At 72.5% G+C, this 17,171-nt stretch carries 16 protein-coding genes; 4 read left to right on the forward strand and 12 right to left on the reverse strand.

The features are described from left to right. The first annotated feature begins 40 nt into the window (after window positions 1-40). Together ACZ45T_RS22695 and ACZ45T_RS22700 are read left to right on the forward strand one after the other, a co-directional pair. The gene (locus ACZ45T_RS22695) at window positions 41-2,107 is read left to right on the forward strand and encodes a S9 family peptidase (RefSeq protein ID WP_468444047.1); all 2,067 of its coding nucleotides are present in this window, start codon (window positions 41-43) and stop codon (window positions 2,105-2,107) included. A gap of 238 nt (window positions 2,108-2,345) precedes the next feature. Continuing rightward, window positions 2,346-2,996 (forward strand): HAD family hydrolase, encoded by a 651-nt coding sequence (locus ACZ45T_RS22700; RefSeq protein ID WP_468444049.1) that lies wholly within the window; start codon window positions 2,346-2,348, stop codon window positions 2,994-2,996. Here the strand turns inward: ACZ45T_RS22700 and ACZ45T_RS22705 are convergent. Further along, a complete protein-coding gene (locus tag ACZ45T_RS22705) occupies window positions 2,977-4,206 on the reverse strand; it encodes a transcriptional regulator (protein ID WP_468444051.1) in 1,230 nt (409 codons plus the stop codon). The genes ACZ45T_RS22700 and ACZ45T_RS22705 overlap by 20 nt on opposite strands. Before the next feature lie 228 nt (window positions 4,207-4,434). Here ACZ45T_RS22705 and ACZ45T_RS22710 point away from each other — a divergent pair, with 228 nt between their 5' ends. After that, window positions 4,435-4,572 (forward strand): hypothetical protein, encoded by a 138-nt coding sequence (locus ACZ45T_RS22710; protein WP_468444053.1) that lies wholly within the window; start codon window positions 4,435-4,437, stop codon window positions 4,570-4,572. Continuing rightward, complete coding sequence (locus ACZ45T_RS22715; RefSeq protein ID WP_468444055.1) at window positions 4,565-4,771, forward strand: hypothetical protein; 207 nt, start codon at window positions 4,565-4,567, stop codon at window positions 4,769-4,771. The genes ACZ45T_RS22710 and ACZ45T_RS22715 overlap by 8 nt, the downstream gene beginning before the upstream one ends. A 69-nt stretch (window positions 4,772-4,840) precedes the next feature. Here ACZ45T_RS22715 and ACZ45T_RS22720 read toward each other — a convergent pair whose 3' ends face one another. The 11 genes from ACZ45T_RS22720 to ACZ45T_RS22770 form a co-directional block, all read right to left on the reverse strand. Further along, window positions 4,841-5,869, reverse strand: a complete 1,029-nt coding sequence (locus ACZ45T_RS22720) for an ABC transporter ATP-binding protein (RefSeq protein ID WP_468444057.1) — start codon at window positions 5,867-5,869, stop codon at window positions 4,841-4,843. Further along, the gene (locus ACZ45T_RS22725; RefSeq protein ID WP_468444059.1) at window positions 5,866-6,876 is read right to left on the reverse strand and encodes an ABC transporter ATP-binding protein; all 1,011 of its coding nucleotides are present in this window, start codon (window positions 6,874-6,876) and stop codon (window positions 5,866-5,868) included. The genes ACZ45T_RS22720 and ACZ45T_RS22725 overlap by 4 nt, the downstream gene beginning before the upstream one ends. Further along, complete coding sequence (locus ACZ45T_RS22730) at window positions 6,876-7,862, reverse strand: ABC transporter permease (protein WP_468444061.1); 987 nt, start codon at window positions 7,860-7,862, stop codon at window positions 6,876-6,878. Before ACZ45T_RS22730 ends, ACZ45T_RS22725 begins: the two co-directional genes overlap by 1 nt. Further along, window positions 7,859-8,821, reverse strand: coding sequence for an ABC transporter permease (locus ACZ45T_RS22735; protein ID WP_468444063.1), 963 nt, complete (start codon window positions 8,819-8,821; stop codon window positions 7,859-7,861). The genes ACZ45T_RS22730 and ACZ45T_RS22735 overlap by 4 nt, the downstream gene beginning before the upstream one ends. Before the next feature lie 22 nt (window positions 8,822-8,843). Continuing rightward, window positions 8,844-10,586: an ABC transporter substrate-binding protein gene (locus tag ACZ45T_RS22740; RefSeq protein WP_468444065.1), complete on the reverse strand. Its 1,743-nt coding sequence runs from the start codon at window positions 10,584-10,586 to the stop codon at window positions 8,844-8,846. A gap of 194 nt (window positions 10,587-10,780) precedes the next feature. Continuing rightward, the gene (locus tag ACZ45T_RS22745) at window positions 10,781-11,497 is read right to left on the reverse strand and encodes a GntR family transcriptional regulator (protein ID WP_468444067.1); all 717 of its coding nucleotides are present in this window, start codon (window positions 11,495-11,497) and stop codon (window positions 10,781-10,783) included. A gap of 56 nt (window positions 11,498-11,553) precedes the next feature. Continuing rightward, window positions 11,554-12,486 (reverse strand): ornithine cyclodeaminase family protein, encoded by a 933-nt coding sequence (locus ACZ45T_RS22750; RefSeq protein ID WP_468444069.1) that lies wholly within the window; start codon window positions 12,484-12,486, stop codon window positions 11,554-11,556. Between the two features lie 89 nt (window positions 12,487-12,575). Next, on the reverse strand, window positions 12,576-13,586 hold the full coding sequence (locus ACZ45T_RS22755) for a proline racemase family protein (RefSeq protein ID WP_468444071.1): 1,011 nt from the start codon (window positions 13,584-13,586) through the stop codon (window positions 12,576-12,578). Then, complete coding sequence (locus tag ACZ45T_RS22760; protein ID WP_468444073.1) at window positions 13,583-14,587, reverse strand: proline racemase family protein; 1,005 nt, start codon at window positions 14,585-14,587, stop codon at window positions 13,583-13,585. The genes ACZ45T_RS22755 and ACZ45T_RS22760 overlap by 4 nt, the downstream gene beginning before the upstream one ends. Before the next feature lie 21 nt (window positions 14,588-14,608). Further along, on the reverse strand, window positions 14,609-15,535 hold the full coding sequence (locus ACZ45T_RS22765) for a dihydrodipicolinate synthase family protein (protein WP_468444075.1): 927 nt from the start codon (window positions 15,533-15,535) through the stop codon (window positions 14,609-14,611). A 74-nt stretch (window positions 15,536-15,609) separates the two neighbouring features. Then, window positions 15,610-17,001, reverse strand: coding sequence for an FAD/NAD(P)-dependent oxidoreductase (locus ACZ45T_RS22770; RefSeq protein ID WP_468444171.1), 1,392 nt, complete (start codon window positions 16,999-17,001; stop codon window positions 15,610-15,612). Window positions 17,002-17,171: the final 170 nt, after the last annotated feature.

A 17,171-nucleotide genomic window follows, 5' to 3' on the forward strand; every position in this document is an offset into this window, starting at 1 on the left:
GGCCTAGTGGTGGTGACATTTCACATGTCACACTACGATCATGGATGATTTCCTCAGGCTCTCCGCGACCACGGCCCGATTCTCCTACGGCGCCCCGCGCGCGCTCTCCTTCGGGGACGGCGGCCGGCTGCTCTGGTTCCTCCGCTCCACCGGGCCCACCGACGCCTTCGACAGCCTCTGGGTGCTCGACACCACCACCGGCGCCGAGACCCGGCTTGCCGACCCCCGCGAGCTGTGCCCCGAGCCCGGGCCCCTCCCCGACGCCGAGCGCCGGCTGCGCGAACGGATCCGGCTCGTCGCCGCCGGGATCGGTTCGTACGCCCTCTCCGGCGACGGCCTGCGTGCCGTCTTCGCGCTGTACGGGCGGCTCTACGAGGTCACCGCGGGCGGAGCCGGGGCGCCCAAGGAGATCCCGGCCGCCGGGCCCGCCGTGGACCCGAGGCCGAACGCCGACGGCTCCCGCACCGCGTACGTCGCCGACGACGTCCTGTACGTCGCCCCGGGCGGCCGGGTCAGCCCGGACGACGGGGCCCGTTGGGGCCTTGCCGAGTTCGCCGCCGCCGAGGAGCTGGACCGCTCCCGCGGCCACTGGTGGTCCCCGGACGGGGTCACCCTGCTGGCCGCCCGCGTCGACGAATCCGCGCTCCAGCGGCGGTACTTCGCCGACCCCGCGCACCCCGAGCTCCCGGGCGAGGACTTCGCCTACCCCGAGGCGGGCGGGCCCAACGCCGACGTCCAGCTGTGGGTGCTCGGCCAGGACGGCACCGGGCAGACCCGGATACGGCTCGACTGGGACGCCGAGACCTACCCGTACGTCTCCGACGCGGGCTGGGAGTCGGCCGGGGAGATCCTGCTGACCGTCCACGACCGGCTCCAGCGATGCGTCCTGCTGCTCTCCGCCGACCCGGCCACCGGCCGGACCCGGGAGCTCTCCCGCACCACGCACCCGCAGTGGGTGGACCCGCTGGTCCCCGGCACCCCCGCCCGGCTCGCCGACGGCCGGATGCTGACCGCCGCCGACACTCCGGGCGGAGCCGCCCGCGCCCTCGCGGTGGACGGCGAACTGCTCACCGGGGACGGGATCCAGGTCCGCCGCGTGGCCGGCGTGCACGAGGACCGGCTGCTGATCGAGGCCGCCCTGCGCGACCCCTCCGAGCAGCAGGTGCTGCTGCTCGACCCGGCCACCGGGGAGCTGACCCCGCTCGCCGACGGGCCCGGAATGCACTCCGTGTCCGCCTCGGCCGGGATGCTGCTGCTGACCTCCGCCGACGCCGACGGGATCCGGCGCGTCGTACGCACCCCCGACGGGCGGGAGCTGGCCCCCGCCGACCTCTCGGCGCCGATGCCGTACCGGGTGGTCCCCGTCCTGGAGCGGGTCACCGAGCGCGGCATCCCCACCGCCCTGGTCCTCCCCCGCGACCACGTCCCCGGCCGCCGGCTGCCCGTGCTGATGGACAGTTACGGCGGCCCCTGCGCGCAGGACGTCAGCGCCGACCCGCGCCGCTGGCAGCCCCGCCAGTGGTGGGCCGACCAGGGCTTCGCGGTGGTGACCGTCGACAACCGCGGGACCGCGCACGTCTCGCCCGCCTTCACCCACGCCATGTACCGCGGCTTCTCCGAGGTCACCCTGGAGGACCAGGTCGCCGCGCTCCAGGCGCTCGGCGCGCGGCACCCGGACCTCGACCTCGGCCGGGTCGGCATCCGCGGCTGGTCCTACGGCGGCTACCTGTCGGCCATGGCGGTGCTGCGCCGCCCGGACGTCTTCCACGCGGCGGCGGCCGGGGCCGCGCCGACCGACTTCCGGCACTACGACACCGCGTACACCGAGCGGTACCTGGGTCTGCCGCAGGAGAACCCGGAGGTCTACGAGCGGGACTCCCTGATCGCCGACGCCCCGGGCCTGACCCGCCCGCTGATGCTGATCACGGGCCTGGCCGACGACAACGTCCACCCCTCCCACACCCTGCGCCTGTCCCAGGCCCTGACGGACGCGGGCCGCCCGCACCAGCTGCTGGCCCTCCCCGGCGTCACCCACATGACCCCGGGCGGCACCCGGGAGAAGCTGATGGCGCTGGAGCTGGAGTTCTTCCGTCGCGAACTGGCCTGAGTACGGCCGCGAACGGCGCGAAGGGCCCCGGAGACGCCATTGTCTCCGGGGCCCTTCCCCTTTCCCTTGGATCCCGTCAGTCACCAGGGCCCCTCTAGTTTCACCGAATGACAGGCCACCTCCGTCGAGGCGGCGAGCTGCAGCAACGGCTGCTCGGGGCGGCGGATCTCCTGCGGGCGGTAGGGGGCGATTCCGCGTGTCCGGACCTGACTAGGCTGCCCCCATGACGATTAGCGCTGTGGTTTTCGACGTCGGTGAATGCCTCGTGGACGAGACTCGGGAGTACGGCACGTGGGCTGACTGGCTTGGCGTTCCGCGTCACACGTTTGCCGCGATGTTCGGTGCCGTCATCGCCCAGGGCCGCGACTACCGCGACGTGTTCCAAGAGTTCCAGCCCGGCTTCGACCTGTACGACCAGAGGGAGGCACGCGCAGCGGCCGGCCAGCCGGAGCACTTCGACGAGTCGGACCTGTACGCCGACGTCCGGCCGACGCTCGCCAAGCTCCGTGCCGACGGGCTGTGGCTCGGCATCGCCGGAAATCAGACGGTGCGCGCGGGCGGAATTCTGCGCGAACTCTTCATCAACGACGTGGACCTGATTGGCACGTCGGACGACTGGGGCGCCAGCAAGCCCGACCCGGAGTTCTTCGTCCGGGTGGCCTCCGTGGTGCCGTTCGCGCCGGAGGAAATCCTCTACGTGGGCGACCGCGTCGACAACGACCTCCGCCCCGGCAAACAGGCCGGGATGCACACCGCTCTCATTCGCCGCGGCCCGTGGGCCACGATCCAGTGGGACTCCGAGGAGGCCCGCACGCTGCCCACGTTCCGCGTCGAGAGCCTGGCGGACCTGCCAGGCCTGATCTCGGAGTTCAATTGGCCAGAGCGCTGACCACCGCTCCCCAACCGTAGAGCCGGTCGTCGAGGTCTCGGATGATCTGCTCGTGCTGCCACGGCACCAGCGCGCGCCGCACCTCCCGGACCCGCTCCAGGCCGGTGGCGTACCAGTGCGTTTCCAGGAGTTCCAAGGCGCGCACCGCGTACTCGGCGGCTGCCCTCGGGGCGCCCGCCGCGGCTTCAACCGCGGCCAGGTCACCGAGAACTACGGTGCGCTGCTTGTCGTCGTCCGCAGGCAGCTCCTCCAGCACGTGGAGCAAGGTCTCTCGGGCCTGAGGCAGATGCCCGGCACGCAGTTGCGTGTTCCCCTTGAACGCCTGGAGCCTGACCGGGCTGAACCAGTCCATCCATTCGGGGTTCAGGTGCTCACCGCCGACCGCGAGCAGATCCTCGCCATGCACGATGAGGTTCAGGGCAGTCCTGGTGTCGCCACAACGGGTCTCGCACTCGGCCTCGACCGCATCGAGCCATGCCAGCAACTCGGCGGAAGCCGGGCCGCGCCGGGCGTAGGTTCGTGCGGCCACCATTCGCTCAGCCGCGGACTGCTGGTTCCCGGCCCATCCGGGGATGAATGCCATGTGAGCAAGGGTGGCAGCTCCGAGCAGCGTGTCATCTGCGTCCCCGGCGGCCTGAAGTGCGCGCACCCACGTGTCCCCCGCACGGTCGGGCTCGCGTAGGTCGAAGAACTCGATCCGGCCGGCCAAGAGCCAGGACTCTGCGAGGGCCGCACCCACAGTCTGTCGCGTACGACCTGTGGTGGCCTCCAACAGAGCTGCGCCGAGCGCCGCGTGAGCACTGACCGCAGGGTGCAACGTGGCTGGAGCAACGGTCCAGTACAGGCGCCGGTGAGCACGGGTGACGGAGAGATAGTCAGCAGCGGAGCTGGCCGGTTGAAGCGCATTGGGCGTCCGGATGGGCCCCCGATTCGGTGCCGGCAGCGCACTTACAGCCGCGCGGCGTCCCGGTACCGCCCCGCTCGGCAGCGTGAATCCGAGTTGTGCCAGTTCCTGGCCGAGGAGTTCGGTGAGAGCCTGCCGGACGTCGGGGTAAGGCAGGGGTGGGTTCTCGGACTCCCACCGGCGGACCTGCCGGATTCCGACCGTGACGCCGCGGGCGGCGAGGGCGTCCACGAGGTCCTGTTGAGAGCGGTAGCCAGCAGCCGTTCGGGCGGCCCGCAGTCGGGTGTTGCCGGTCGGTCGGGTCATCTCAACCTCCATAGCGGCATGGGTAGATGGCTATTGTCCCAGGAAGACCCCTTGACGACCATGATTCACCTGTTCGGATGCAGAGAAGTCCCTTTCACTACGACAGAAGTCCCATAAAGAGTCCTCGAAATGGGACTTCACTGGCGCCATGGTGTCTCCACCACCCACTGATGACGACAGGGAGTGACCCACGTGGCCCACCGCACCATTCGTAGCCGCGCTCGCGGCGTGCTCTGCATCGACACCCCGGACGCCCCTTGGGCGGGCCTGCTCGCGGTGTCCGAGCCGAGCGCCGAGCTCCTCGACCGCGCACTCGTCGGCTGGGAGCGCTTCATCGCCGACGGCGAGGAGCTGTCGGATGACTGAGCGGTACGAGGACGTGCCGCATCGGCTGCTGCGCCGACGTGTTCGCGATGTCGCGTCCGGCGTGGAGGGTGAGCTGATGGCCGTCGTCAACGAGAACGTGTCCGCTACCGGGATCGAGCGCTGGGTAGAGCTCGCCTACATCCGTGGTCCCTCCGGCCGAGAGATCTCGACCGCCGTCGACAACATCGAGCCGGCGTGATGAAGGCCATGCGAAGGGCCCCGGAGACGCCATTGTCTCCGGGGCCCTTCCCCTTTCCCTTGGATCCCGTCAGTCACCAGGGAAGTGACAGGCCACCTCCGTCGAGGCGGCGAGCTGCAGCAGCGGGCGCTCGGTGCGGCACATCTCCTGCGCCTTGGGGCAGCGCGGGTGGAAGGTGCAGCCCGGGGGTGGGGCGGCCGGGCTCGGCGGGTCGCCGAGCAGCACGATCCGCTCCCGCCGCCGTTCCGCCGCCGGGTCGGGCAGCGGTACGGCGGACAACAGCGCCCGGGTGTACGGGTGCTGCGGGTTCTCGTAGAGGGACTTCTTGTCCCCGATCTCGACGATCCGGCCGAGGTACATGACGGCGACCCGGTCGCTGACCCGTTTGACGACGGAGAGGTCGTGCGCGATGAACACGTAGGCGAGGCCCAGTTCGGCGCGCAGCCGCTCCATCAGGTTGACGATCTGGGCCTGGACCGAGACGTCCAGGGCGGAGACCGGCTCGTCGGCAATGATGAGGCGGGGGCTGGTGGACAGCGAGCGGGCGATGCCGATGCGCTGGGCCTGGCCGCCGGAGAACTCGTGCGGGTAGCGGTCGATGTGCTCCGGGATCAGCCCGACGAGCTCCATCAGCTCGGCGGCGCGGCGGCGGGCGTCCGCCGCGCTCCAGCCCTGCACCAGCAGCGGATCGGAGATGATCCGGGCCACGGTCTGGCGGGGGTTGAGGGAGGAGTGCGGGTCCTGGAAGACCATCTGGATGTGCTTGCGCAGCGGGCGCATGGCGCCCTGGGAGAGCCGGCTGATGTCCTTGCCCTGGAAGGCGACCCGGCCCGAGGTGGGCTCCAGCAGCCGCACCAGCATCCGGCCGGTGGTGGACTTGCCACAGCCCGACTCCCCCACCAGGCCCAGCGTCTGGCCCTCCGCCAGGTCGAAGGAGACCCCGTCGACGGCGCGTACGGGCGCCCCCCGGCGCCCGGTCACGGATCGCTTCCCGGGGAAGGTCATGGTGAGGTCCTGCACGGACAGCAGCGGTGTGGCGCTCTTCGCGGCGGTCGCGTCCGCGGCCCCGGCCGCGGTGGCGGTCTCGGTCTCGGTCATCGGGCCGCCTCCTCGGCGGTACGGGCCCCGGCGAAGTGGCAGGCCACCATGCGGCCCGGCTCCTCCCCGTACGCCTGCGGCTCCGGGCGTACGTCGGTGCAGCGCGCGGCCGCCCGCGTACAGCGCGGGGCGAAGGCGCAGCCCCGGGCCGGCGCGAGCAGGGACGGCGGGGAGCCGGGGATGAAGGGCAGTGGCTGGTCGTCGGCGGTGTCGAGGCGGGGCAGCGAGTCGAGCAGCCCCCGGGTGTAGGGGTGGGCGGGGTCGGCGAACAGATCGTCGGCCGAGGCCTGTTCGGCGGCCCGGCCGCCGTACATGACCAGCACCTCGTGGGCGACGCGGGCGACGACGCCCAGATCGTGGGTGATCATCACGACGCCGAGTCCGCGCTCCTGCTGGAGCCGGGCGATCAGCTCCAGGATCTGCGCCTGCACGGTGACGTCCAGGGCGGTGGTCGGCTCGTCGGCGATCAGCAGGTCGGGCTCGCAGGCCAGGGCCATGGCGATCATCGCGCGCTGGCGCATGCCGCCGGAGAACTGGTGCGGGTACTCCCCCGCGCGGCGGGCCGGTTCCGGGATGCCGACCTCGCCGAGCATGTCGACGGCCCGTTTGCGCGCGGCGGCCCGCCCGGCCTTGAAGTGGACCCGGAAGTGCTCGGCGATCTGCTCGCCGACCGTGTAGTAGGGGTGCAGGCTGGACAGCGGGTCCTGGAAGATCATGGCCATCTTGCGGCCCCGTACGTGGGACAGCTCGCGCTCGGACAGGCCGGTCAGCTCGCGTCCGGCGAGGCTGACGGAGCCGCTGACCTCGACCGCGCCCCGGTGCAGGCCCATGACGGCCAGCGAGGTGACGGACTTGCCCGAGCCGGACTCGCCGACGATACCGAGGGTGCGTCCGGCCTCGACGGTGAAGCCGATCGAGTCGACGGCCCGCACGGTCCCGCGCCCGGTGGTGAACGTGACGCGCAGATCGCGTACTTCGAGGAGGGGAGCGGCCACGGAGGCTGTCATCAGTACCTCACTCTCGGGTCGATGACGGCGTACAGGAGGTCGACGAGGAGATTGGCCACGACGATGAAGAAGGCGGCGAGCAGGGTGACTCCGAGGACCACGGGCTGGTCGGAGTTGACCAGGGCTCCGTAGAACAGCCGCCCGATGCCCGGGAGTCCGAAGATGGATTCGGTGATGACCGCCCCGGCGAGCAGTCCGCCGAGGTCCATGCCGAAGATGGTCAGGATCGGGGTCATCCCGGACCGCAGCCCGTGTTTGACGACGACCGTGCGCTCGGGCATGCCCTTGGCGCGGGCGGTGCGGATGTACGGCTCGGCCATCGCCTCGATCATCGAACCCCGGCTCTGGCGCGCGTACATGGCGGCGTACAGCAGTGCCAGCGCGGTCCAGGGCAGGAGCAGGTTCGAGGCCCAGCCGAGCGGGTTCTCGGTGAACGCCTGGTAGGTGGGGTAGGGCAGGAGGCCGGCGATGCGGATGAACCCGTAGATGAGCATCACGGAGGTGAAGTACACGGGCAGCGAGGCGGCGGCGACGGCGCCGACCATCAGGGCCTTGTCGGTGACGGTGTCCTTGCGCAGGGCGGCGGTGACGCCGGCGCCGAGGCCGAGGACCAGCCACAGCACGGCGGCGCCGACGGCGAGGGAGGCGGAGACCGGGAGCCGGTCCATGAGCAGGTCCCACACGGGCAGGGAGTTCTCGTAGGAGTAGCCCAGGCAGGGGAAGTCGCACTGGACGGCGTACTGCCCGGTGCCCAGGGTGCGGCCGGTGAAGATGCCGGTCAGGAAGTCGGCGAACTGCCGCCACAGGGGCTGGTCGAGGCCCAGGTACGCCCGTACGTCGGCCAGGCGCTCGGCGCTGCAGGTCTTGCCGCAGGCGGCCGCGGCCGGGTCGGAGGGCAGGACGTAGAAGATGACGAAGGTGACGGCGGCGATGGCGAGGAGCACGCCGGCGAGGGCGAGCAGGCGGCGGGCCAGGTAGAGGATCAACTGCGGCCGCCCCTCGGGTCGAGGATGTCGCGCAGCGCGTCGCCGAGCAGGGTGAAGGCGAGCACGGCGAGGAAGAGGAAGACGCTGGGGATGACGAAGTACATGGGGTCGGTCTCGTAGTAGGCCACGGACTCGGCGATCATCTGGCCCCAGGAGGGGGTGGGCGGGCGGACCCCGACGCCGAGGTAGCTCAGGGCGGCCTCGGTGCTGATCATGCCGGGGATGAGCAGGGTGGTGTAGGCGATGACCGGGCCCGAAACGCCCGGGAGGATGTCGCGGGTCAGGATCCGCCAGGAGCCGGCGCCGCCGACGCGGGCGGCGTCGACGTACTCGCGGTGCTTGAGGGAGAGGGTCTGGCCGCGGACCACGCGGGCGACGCCGGGCCAGCCGAACAGTCCGATGACGGCGGTCATCAGGACGATCCGGTTGACGTCCTTGGCCACGGACAGCATCGCGATCATGAAGATGAGGGACGGGAAGGACATGGTCAGGTCCATCAGCCGGGACAGGATCGCGTCGGTGCGGCCGGCGAAGTAGCCGGCGGCGATTCCGGCGGCGGTGCCGGCGAGGACCACGATGGCGGTGGCGGCGAAGGCGATCAGGAGCGAGACCTGCGCGCCGTGGACCACGCGGGCGAACAGGTCGCGGCCGGTGACGGGTTCGACGCCGAGCCAGTGCTCGGGGCTGATCCCGCCGAAGGAGCCGAGTGGCTGGCCCCCGAGGTAGGGGTCGATGGCGGTCTTGTCGAACTCGTTCGGGCCCCAGCCGCCGAGCGCGCCCAGCCAGGGGGCGGTCACGGCCATGAGGACGAAGAGGAGGACGACGCAGAGGCTGACGCGGACGGCGGGGCGGCGGCGGAGTTCCCGCCGGGCGAGCTGCCAGGGGCTGCTCCCCGGGGGGACCTCCTTCACCTCCGGCTCGCCGGCGGCTTCGGGTGCGGCCGGTGCGGTGGCGGTCATGGCGAGGGGATCCTCCGCGCTCTCAGCCCTGGCTCTTCGAGGGGTCCTTGAGGCCGACCGTGCCGTAGTCGATGGTGCCGGTCCACACGGGGTGGCCGAAGGCGCCCGCGATGTTGGGGCCGACGAGCAGCGGCTTGCGCTCCAGCAGCAGCGGGATGGCCGGGGACTTCTTCATGATCTCGGCGTCGAGCTCGATCCAGGCCTGGTTGGCCTGCTTGGCGTCGGCCATGGCGTTGATCTCGTCGATCCGCTTCATCGTCGCGTCGTCGCGGAACTGGGCGTTGTTGCCCTGGTTGCCCTTCTCCTTGATTGTGCGTCCGTCGAAGACGAACGGGATCCAGGTGGAGCCGGACGGGTAGTCGGGGCACCAGCCGGCGAGGGTCATGTCCGGGGTGGTCGACAGGTCTCCGATGACGTCGTAGTAGGCGCCCGGGTCGATGGTGTCGATGACGACCTCGACGCCCGCGCGGGACAGGCCCTGCTGGATGGCCTCCGCCTTGGTCTTGTCGCCGGTGGAGACGGCGAGGGAGACCTTGAGCTTCTCCTTGCCGGCGGCCTTGAGGAGTTCCTTGGCCTTGTCCGGGTCGCCGGCCGGGGCGATCTTCAGGGTGTCGGCCTGCTTGCCGCCGGACAGGGCCGGGGGCAGGTAGGCGGTGGCCACCTCGTTGAGGGCGGGGCCGCCGCCCGCGGTGACGACGGCCTCCTTGTCGACGGCGTACTGCATGGCTTCGCGGACCTTGGGGTCGTCGAAGGGGGCGCGGGAGTTGTTCAGGTGGAGCATCTCGGTACAGCCCTGGGACTCGGCGAGCAGGCGCGCCTTCACGTCGGGCTTGGGCAGCACCTTGGGCGCGCTCTCCGGCCGCATGTCCATGTACTGGACGGCGGAGGCGTCGGCGCCCTCGCCCGCGATGATCCGGTCGTCGATCTGGCCGCCCTTGAGACCCATGACGACCACGAACTTGTCCGGGTAGGCCTTGCGCACGGTGTCGGTCTTGGCGTCCCAGTGCTCGTTGCGGACGAGGACCAGCTTCTTGTCGCGGTCGTACGACTCGATCTTGTACGGGCCTGAGGAGAACGGGCGGGCGTCGTACTGGGTGCCCTTCTCCTGGGACTGGGGCACGGGCGCGAAGGTCGGCAGGGTGGCGGTCGCGGAGAACTCGGCGACGGGCCGCTTGAGTTCGAAGACGATCGTGCGGTCGTCGGGGGTCTTCACCGAGTCGAGGTGCTGCCCCTGGAGCGGGCCCTTGTAGCCCTCGGTGCCGGCCAGGTACTGGGCCGCGTAGTCGGGGCCGCCGGTGAGGTCGGGGGCGAAGGAGCGCTCGACGTTGTACTTGACGTCCTGGGCCCTGATCGGCGAGCCGTCCTCGTACTTCACGCCCTCCTTGAGGGTGAAGGTCCAGGTCTTGCCGCCGTTGGAGGGGGTGCCCAGGTCGGTGGCGAGGTCGGGGACCAGCTCGCTGCCCGCCTTGCCGGGCTCGGACTTGAAGGTGACGAGCGTGCGGTAGAGCAGCCGGGTGCCGAAGTCCATGGCCGGCATGACCCAGTTGCGGGCGGGGTCGAGGTGGGCGAAGTCCTGGTTGGACAGGACGGTGAGGGTGCCGCCCTTGACCGGGGTGCCGCCGAGGGTCTTGCCGTCGTTGGCGGCCGCGGGGTTGGAGGCGCCCGCGCCCGCCGAGCCCTTCTTGGTGTCGGAGCAGCCCGAGGCGCCGAGTGCGAGAGCTGCCACCAGAGCGGTGGCGAGGGCGAGTTGGGTGCGCTTGGTCATGGGTCACTCCAGTGAAGGGCCGCGCTCTATGATGTGACCGGTAACATAGTAATGTGAAATTGTACTGACAAGGGGTTGGCGCCGTCGTTATCCAGCCGTGTCCAAATGCGCGCCGCACAAAGCGAGTTGGGCCCGGACCAAGAAGGTCCGGGCCCCGAGGAGGATGTGGCGGCCTGACGAGGATGCGGCGGGGGTCAGCCCTTGGCGGCGCCGCCGAGGCGGCCCGGGGTGCGGCCCACCGGCTCGTCCCGGCCCTGGGCCCAGAGGGAGCGGACGTGACCGAGGTGGCGGGTCATGCACGCCTGCGCCGCCTCGGCGTCGCCGCTCAGCATCAGGTCGAGCAGCTCGATGTGCTCCTGCGCCGAGGACACCAGCTTGCCGGCCTCGTCCAGGCCGGTCAGTCCGTACAGCCGCGAGCGCTTGCGCAGGTCGCCGACGGTCTCGACGAGCCGGTCGTTGCCCGCGAGGCCGAGCAGCGTCAGGTGGAAGCGGCGGTCCGCCTCCAGGTAGCCGATGAGGTTGTGCTCGCGCGCGCTGGTGACGATCTCCTCGGCGATGGGGCGCAGCGCCTCCAGCTGCTCGACCGTGGCGATCTTCGTGATCCGGCCGATGGTCGGCACCTCGATCATCGTGCGCAGCTCGGTGTACTGGTCCAGGTCGCGCTCGCTGACCTCGGTGATCCGAAATCCCTTGTTGCGGACCGGCTCGACCAGGCCCTCCCTGGCCAGATCGAGCATCGCCTCGCGCACCGGGGTGGCGGAGACGCCGAGTTCGGCCGCGAGACCGGGGGCCGAGTAGACGCTCCCCGGGCGCAGCTCGCCCGCTATCAGGGCTGCTCGGAGGGCGTGGCCGACCTGGTCGCGGAGCCGTTCCTGGGCCTTGATGAGACTGTGCTGCTTCAGGTCACCCATTGCATTTCCTCCGAGACGCCCGACACCGGCGATGGGCAGAGGAACAGCGTACAATGTCACGTTGTGCCACGTGCCCCGGCGGCCTCGAACAACGCGACCGCCACGGCAAGATCTTCCCAGGCCATGCCCACACTCTTGAAGAGCTGTGGACAACTCTGCGTCCCACCCGCCGGCATCCGCCCGGCGACCAGATCGGCGAGGGTACCGGTGATGTGGCCGGGCCCGATGGCCCCCTCCGCCTCCGGGACCAGCAGGTCCCCCGCCTCGCGCAGGGCCGCCGCACGCGACTCCACGTACACCGCCGCGCGTCGCACGAGGGCGGTGTCCGTCTCCCGCGCCGTCGGGTCGTGCGAGCCCACCGCGACGACGGTGGCTCCCGGCCCCACGAGGCGCCCGTCGAAGAGCGGTTCCCGGGCCGTGGTGCAGCAGATGACCAGATCCGCGTCCGCCACCGCCTTCGCGGTGCCGGTACGGGCGGCCGGGCCCAGGGAGCGGGCGTGCGCGACGAGCCGGTCTGCCCGCCCTGGGTCGCGGGCGACCACCACCACCTCCGCCAACTCCCGTACGGCGAGGGTCGCTTCCAGATGCCCGTACGCCTGCGGTCCGGAGCCGAAGAGCACCAGCCGCAGCGGCCGCCCGGCCGGGGCCAGGTACCGCAGCGCGAGGGCCGAGACGGCCGGGGTGCGCAGGGCGGTCAGGGCCGCGCCGTCGAGCAGGGCGAGCGGACGCAGGGTGGGCCCGTCCAGCAGCAGGTAGGAGCCGGTGATCCGGGGCAGCCCGCGGGCCGGGTTCCCGGGCGCGACCCCGGCGATCTTGACCCCGGCGTACGCACCGGACGCGGCCGGCATCAGCAGCAGTTCACCCTCGGGTACGGGGACGTTGGTGCGCTGCGGGCAGCTCTCCGGGTCGAGGCCGCCGAGCAGGGCGGCGGCCAGCACGTCGACGGCCTGGGCCGGCGTCAGGAGCCCGGCCAGGTCGGCGGCGCCCAACTGCGGGAGCCCGCCGGCGGCAGGCTCCTTCGCAGCAGGCCCCTTCCCGGCAGGCTCTTTCGCAGCAGGCCCCTTCCCGGCAGGACCGTTCACAGCAGGAATCCGGTGCCGAGCGCGTCGTGCGCGTCGACCGTGAAGGCGTGCTCACCGGTGCGGTAGGCGGTGCCGGTGACCTCCGTGAGGCCGCCGTCCAGGATCCGCCCGGTGAAGACCGTGCCCGTGACCGACTCGTGCAGCAGGTCCTCGCCCGGTCCGAGCCGCCCGTCCTCCGCGAGCAGCGCGAGCCGCGTGGAGGTGCCGGAGCCGCAGGGCGAGCGGTCGATCTGCCCGTCGGCGAAGACGGTGACATTGCGCTGGTGCGGCCCGAAGGGGGTGTCGGGCAGCTCCTCGTGGAGGATCACCCCGTAGACCCCGGACAGCAGCGGTCCGCCCGGGTGCCAGGTGGCGGGGTGGGTGGCCAGCGCGGCGCGGATCTCCTGCCCGGCCCGCACCAGGTCGGGCAGTGCGGCCCGGGACACGTCCAGGCCGAGGTCGCGGGCGCGCACGGAGGCGTAACAGGCCCCGGCGTGCGCGATGTCCACCTCGGCGAGCCCGAGCGTGGTGGCGACGGGGACCTTGCGGGCGCTCACCCGCGCCGGGACGTTGCGGAAGGTGACCCCGGTGGTGCGGCCCCCGTCCCGGTGGACGGTGGCGGTGACCCGCCCCGACGGTACGTCGATGCGCACCTGGGCGTCCCCGTCGTCCGGGGCGGCGACCCGCCCGGAGTCCACGGCCCACACCCCGAGGGCCATGGCGCCGTGCCCGCAGGCGGTGGAGTAGCCGTCCTTGTGCCAGAACAGCACGCCGAAGTGGGCCCCGTCGTCGTCGGCCGGGACCACGAACCCGCCGTACATCCCGGCGTGTCCGCGCGGCTCCTGCACGAGCAGGCGCCGTACGTCGTCCAGCACGCCCCGGCGCGGAGCGGTCCCGGATCCGCCGGGGCCGATGGCGGTGGCGCAGCGCTCGGCGACGGTGTCCCCGGGGACGGGCGGAAGGCCGTCGGAAACGATCCGGAAGGGCTCGCCGGCGGTGTGGTAGTCCACCGTGCGGACGGTGTTCAAAGGAGGAAACCTCCGGGGAAGGGGTCGGTGGGGTCGAGGAAGAACTGGGCCGTGCCGGTGATCCAGGCCCGCCCGGTGACGGTGGGGATCACGGCCGGGAGCCCGCCGACGGTGGTCTCGCCGATCAGCCGGCCGGTGAACTCGGTGCCGATGAAGGACTCGTTGACGAAGTCCGTGCCGAGTTCCAGGAGGCCGCGGGCGTGCAGCTGGGCCATGCGCGCGCTGGTGCCCGTACCGCAGGGCGAGCGGTCGAACCAGCCGGGGTGGATGGCCATGGCGTGCCGGGAGCGGCGGGCGTCGGAGCCGGGGGCGGCGAGGTAGACGTGCTTGACCCCGCCGATGGAGGGGTTCTCCGGGTGGACGGGACGGTCGCCGGAGGAGTTGATGGTCTCCATGATCGCGAGTCCGGCGGCGATCAGGTCTTCCTTGCGGGCCCGGTCGAAGGGCAGGCCGAGGTCGTCGAGTTCGACGAAGGCGTAGAAGTTGCCGCCGTAGGCCAGGTCGTAGGTGACCGTGCCGAAGCCGGGCACCTCGGCCTTGAGGTCGAGGCCGACACTGAAGGAGGGGACGTTGGTGAAGGTGACGGCGGTGGCCGCCCCGTCCTCGACCCGGACGTCGACGCTCACCAGTCCGGCCGGGGTGTCGAGCCGGACGGTGGTGACCGGCTCGACGACGGGCACCATGCCGGTCTCGACGAGGACGGTGGCGACCCCGATGGTGCCGTGCCCGCACATGGGGAGCAGGCCCGACACCTCGATGTAGAGGACGCCGAAGTCGGCGTCGGGGCGGGTGGGGGGCTGCAGGATGGCGCCGCTCATCGCGGAGTGCCCGCGCGGCTCGTACATGAGCAGGGTCCGGACGTGGTCCGTGTGCTCGATGAAGTGGAGCCGCTTCTCGGCCATGGTGGCACCGGGGATCACCCCGACGCCCCCGGTGATGACCCGGGTCGGCATGCCCTCGGTGTGCGAGTCCACCGCGTGGTAGACGTGGCGCGTACGCATGGAGTCCCCTCCGGACAGTGACTAGTTGAGACCCTCGGCGAGGGCCTTCTCGGTGGCGGCGCGGACCGCGGCCTCGATCTCCCCGGTGAGCGGGAAGCGCGGCGGGCGGGTGGCGCCGCCGGGGCGGCCCGCCAGGTCCATGGAGAGCTTGATGGCCTGGACGAACTCGGTCTTGGAGTCCCAGCGCAGCAGGGAGTGCAGGGACTTGTAGAGCGGCAGGGCGGTGGCGAGGTCCCCGGCGACGGCGGCGCGGTAGAGGGTGGCGCAGGACTGCGGCAGGGCGTTGGGGTAGCCGGCGATCCAGCCGACGGCGCCCGCGAGGGCGAGTTCGAGGAGGACGTCGTCGGCGCCGATGAGCAGGTCGAGGCCGGGGGCGAGCTCGGCGATCTCGTAGGCGCGGCGCACGTCCCCGCTGAACTCCTTGACGGCGACGATCGAGCCGTCGGCGTGCAGCCGCGCGAGGAGGGCCGGGGTCAGGTCCACCTTGGTGTCGTACGGGTTGTTGTACGCGACGACGGGCAGCCCGGCGCGGGCGACCTCGGCGTAGTGGGCGCGTACGGTCTCCTCGTCGGCCCGGAAGGCGTTGGGGGGCAGCAGGAGTACGGAGCCGGCGCCGGCCTCGGCGGCCTGTTCGGCCCAGCGGCGGGCCTCGGCGCTGCCGTAGGCGGCGACGCCGGGCATGACGCGGGCGCCGTCGCCGGCGGCCTCGACGGCGGTACGCACGACGCGCGCCCGCTCCTCGTCGGTGAGGGTCTGGTACTCCCCGAGGGAGCCGTTGGGGACCACGCCGTCGCAGCCGTTGGCGATCAGCCAGGCCACGTGCTCGGCGTAGGCGTCGTAGTCGACGGTGAGGTCCTCGCGCAGGGGGAGCGCGGTGGCGACCATGATTCCGTGCCAGGGGCGGGTGCGGTCGTCCGTACGGGGCGCGGGGGTGGGCGCGTTGGTCATGTGAGGCTCCCTAGAGTGATGTGTGACATTTTACTAGCGGGTGTGGGGCGGCCACAAGAGCCGTGGCGCCCCGATCAGTGGTCGGCGGGGGGAAGTTCGGCGAGGTGGCGCAGGGGGACCGGGCAGGACAGCGGCCGGCGGTCGGGCGCGGGCTCTTCGCCGGCGAGGGCGGCGACGGCCGGGCCGCACATCCGTCCCTGACACCAGCCCATGCCGGCCCGGGTCAGGAGTTTGACGGTACGGGCGTCCCGCGCGCCGAGCTCCCCGGCGGCCTCGCGGATCCGGCAGGCCGGCACCTCCTCGCAGCGGCACACGACGGCATCGTCCCGGAGCCAGCCGGTCCACCCTGCACCGGGGCGGTGGGCGGCGGCCATGGCGTCGGCGAAGGCGCGCAGCCGGGCGCGGCGGCGGACGAGGGCGGGCGGCGCGGGCCGCGCGGCGATCGCGTGGGCCGCGATCTCCCCCTCGGCCAGCGCCAGTTGGGCGCCGCCGATGCCGCCGGTCTCCCCGGCGGACCAGATGCCGGGGACGGAGGTGCGCTGCCCGGCGTCCAGCTCCAGGGCGACGGTGCCGTCGGGGCTGCGGCGCGTGGCGCAGCCGAGGCCGGTGGCGAGTTCGAGCTGGGGGACGAGCCCGTGGCCGACGGCGAGGGCGTCGCAGGGGATGCGGCGGGAGATGCCGGGCAGCGGACGCCAGTCCCGGTCGAGCCGGGCCACGGTGACGGCCTCGACCCGGTCGGTGCCGTGGGCCTCGGTGACGGCGTGCCGGGTCAGGAGCCGGACGTGGTGCCTGGCCAGCGCCCCGCCGTAGGTGGCCGCCTCTACGATCTTGCCGGGGTTGCGCAGCAGGGCGGGGACCTGGCCGGCGTACGCGGTGTAGGCGGCGGCCTCCACCACGGCGGGCACGGTGGCTCCGGCGGCGGCGAGGGACCCGGCCACGGCGAGCAGCAGCGGGCCGCTCCCGGCGACGACCACCCGCCGGCCCGGCAGGACGAGCCCGCCCTTGAGCATGGCCTGGGCTCCGCCGGCCCCGACCACCCCGGGCAGGGTCCAGCCGGGGAAGGGCAGTTGCCGCTCGTAGGCGCCGGTGGCGATGAGCACGGCAGAGGCGTGGACCGTGGCCGCCGCCTCCTCGGCTCCGCCGACGGCGTGCAGGGTCCAGGCTTCGCCGTCCCGGACCACCGTCCACACGTGGTGCTGCGGGAGGTACGTGATCCGGCCGGCCGCCTCGTGGGCGCGCAGGGCGGCTTCGCGGCGGGCGAACTCGGCCCAGCCGTGGTGGAGGGCCTCGGGGCGGGCCGCGCCCAGGCCCGGGGCGGGGTGGCGGTAGAACTGCCCGCCGGGCAGCTCCGCCGCGTCGAGCAGGGTGACCCGCAGCCCGAGGTCGGCGGCGGTGACGGCGGCGGCGAGCCCGGCGGGACCGGCCCCGACGACGGCGAGATCGACCCGCACCGGCGCAGGCCCCATCCCGGAGGCGGACACGGCGGCAGGCACCGGCGCGGGCGCAGCGGCAGACGCGGCAGCGGGCGCCGGCGTGGGCTCAACAGCGGGCACCGGTAGGGGCGCAGCAGCGGGACCCGACGTGGGTGCGGCGGCAGGCGCCGGTGCGGGCACGGCGGCGGGACCCGACGCGGGCG

This window comes from Streptomyces sp. NPDC030995 (assembly GCF_055571215.1).

Bases quoted from the DNA above. Each gene is read 5' to 3' on its own strand.
- ACZ45T_RS22695 (WP_468444047.1), top strand. From the start codon at position 41: ATGGATGATTTCCTCAGGCTCTCCGCGACCACGGCCCGATTCTCCTAC.
- ACZ45T_RS22705 (WP_468444051.1), bottom strand. From the start codon at position 4,206: ATGACCCGACCGACCGGCAACACCCGACTGCGGGCCGCCCGAACGGCT.
- ACZ45T_RS22715 (WP_468444055.1), top strand. From the start codon at position 4,565: ATGACTGAGCGGTACGAGGACGTGCCGCATCGGCTGCTGCGCCGACGT.
- ACZ45T_RS22720 (WP_468444057.1), bottom strand. From the start codon at position 5,869: ATGACCGAGACCGAGACCGCCACCGCGGCCGGGGCCGCGGACGCGACC.
- ACZ45T_RS22725 (WP_468444059.1), bottom strand. From the start codon at position 6,876: ATGACAGCCTCCGTGGCCGCTCCCCTCCTCGAAGTACGCGATCTGCGC.
- ACZ45T_RS22735 (WP_468444063.1), bottom strand. From the start codon at position 8,821: ATGACCGCCACCGCACCGGCCGCACCCGAAGCCGCCGGCGAGCCGGAG.
- ACZ45T_RS22740 (WP_468444065.1), bottom strand. From the start codon at position 10,586: ATGACCAAGCGCACCCAACTCGCCCTCGCCACCGCTCTGGTGGCAGCT.
- ACZ45T_RS22745 (WP_468444067.1), bottom strand. From the start codon at position 11,497: ATGGGTGACCTGAAGCAGCACAGTCTCATCAAGGCCCAGGAACGGCTC.
- ACZ45T_RS22760 (WP_468444073.1), bottom strand. From the start codon at position 14,587: ATGCGTACGCGCCACGTCTACCACGCGGTGGACTCGCACACCGAGGGC.
- ACZ45T_RS22765 (WP_468444075.1), bottom strand. From the start codon at position 15,535: ATGACCAACGCGCCCACCCCCGCGCCCCGTACGGACGACCGCACCCGC.
- ACZ45T_RS22770 (WP_468444171.1), bottom strand. From the start codon at position 17,001: ATGGGGCCTGCGCCGGTGCGGGTCGATCTCGCCGTCGTCGGGGCCGGT.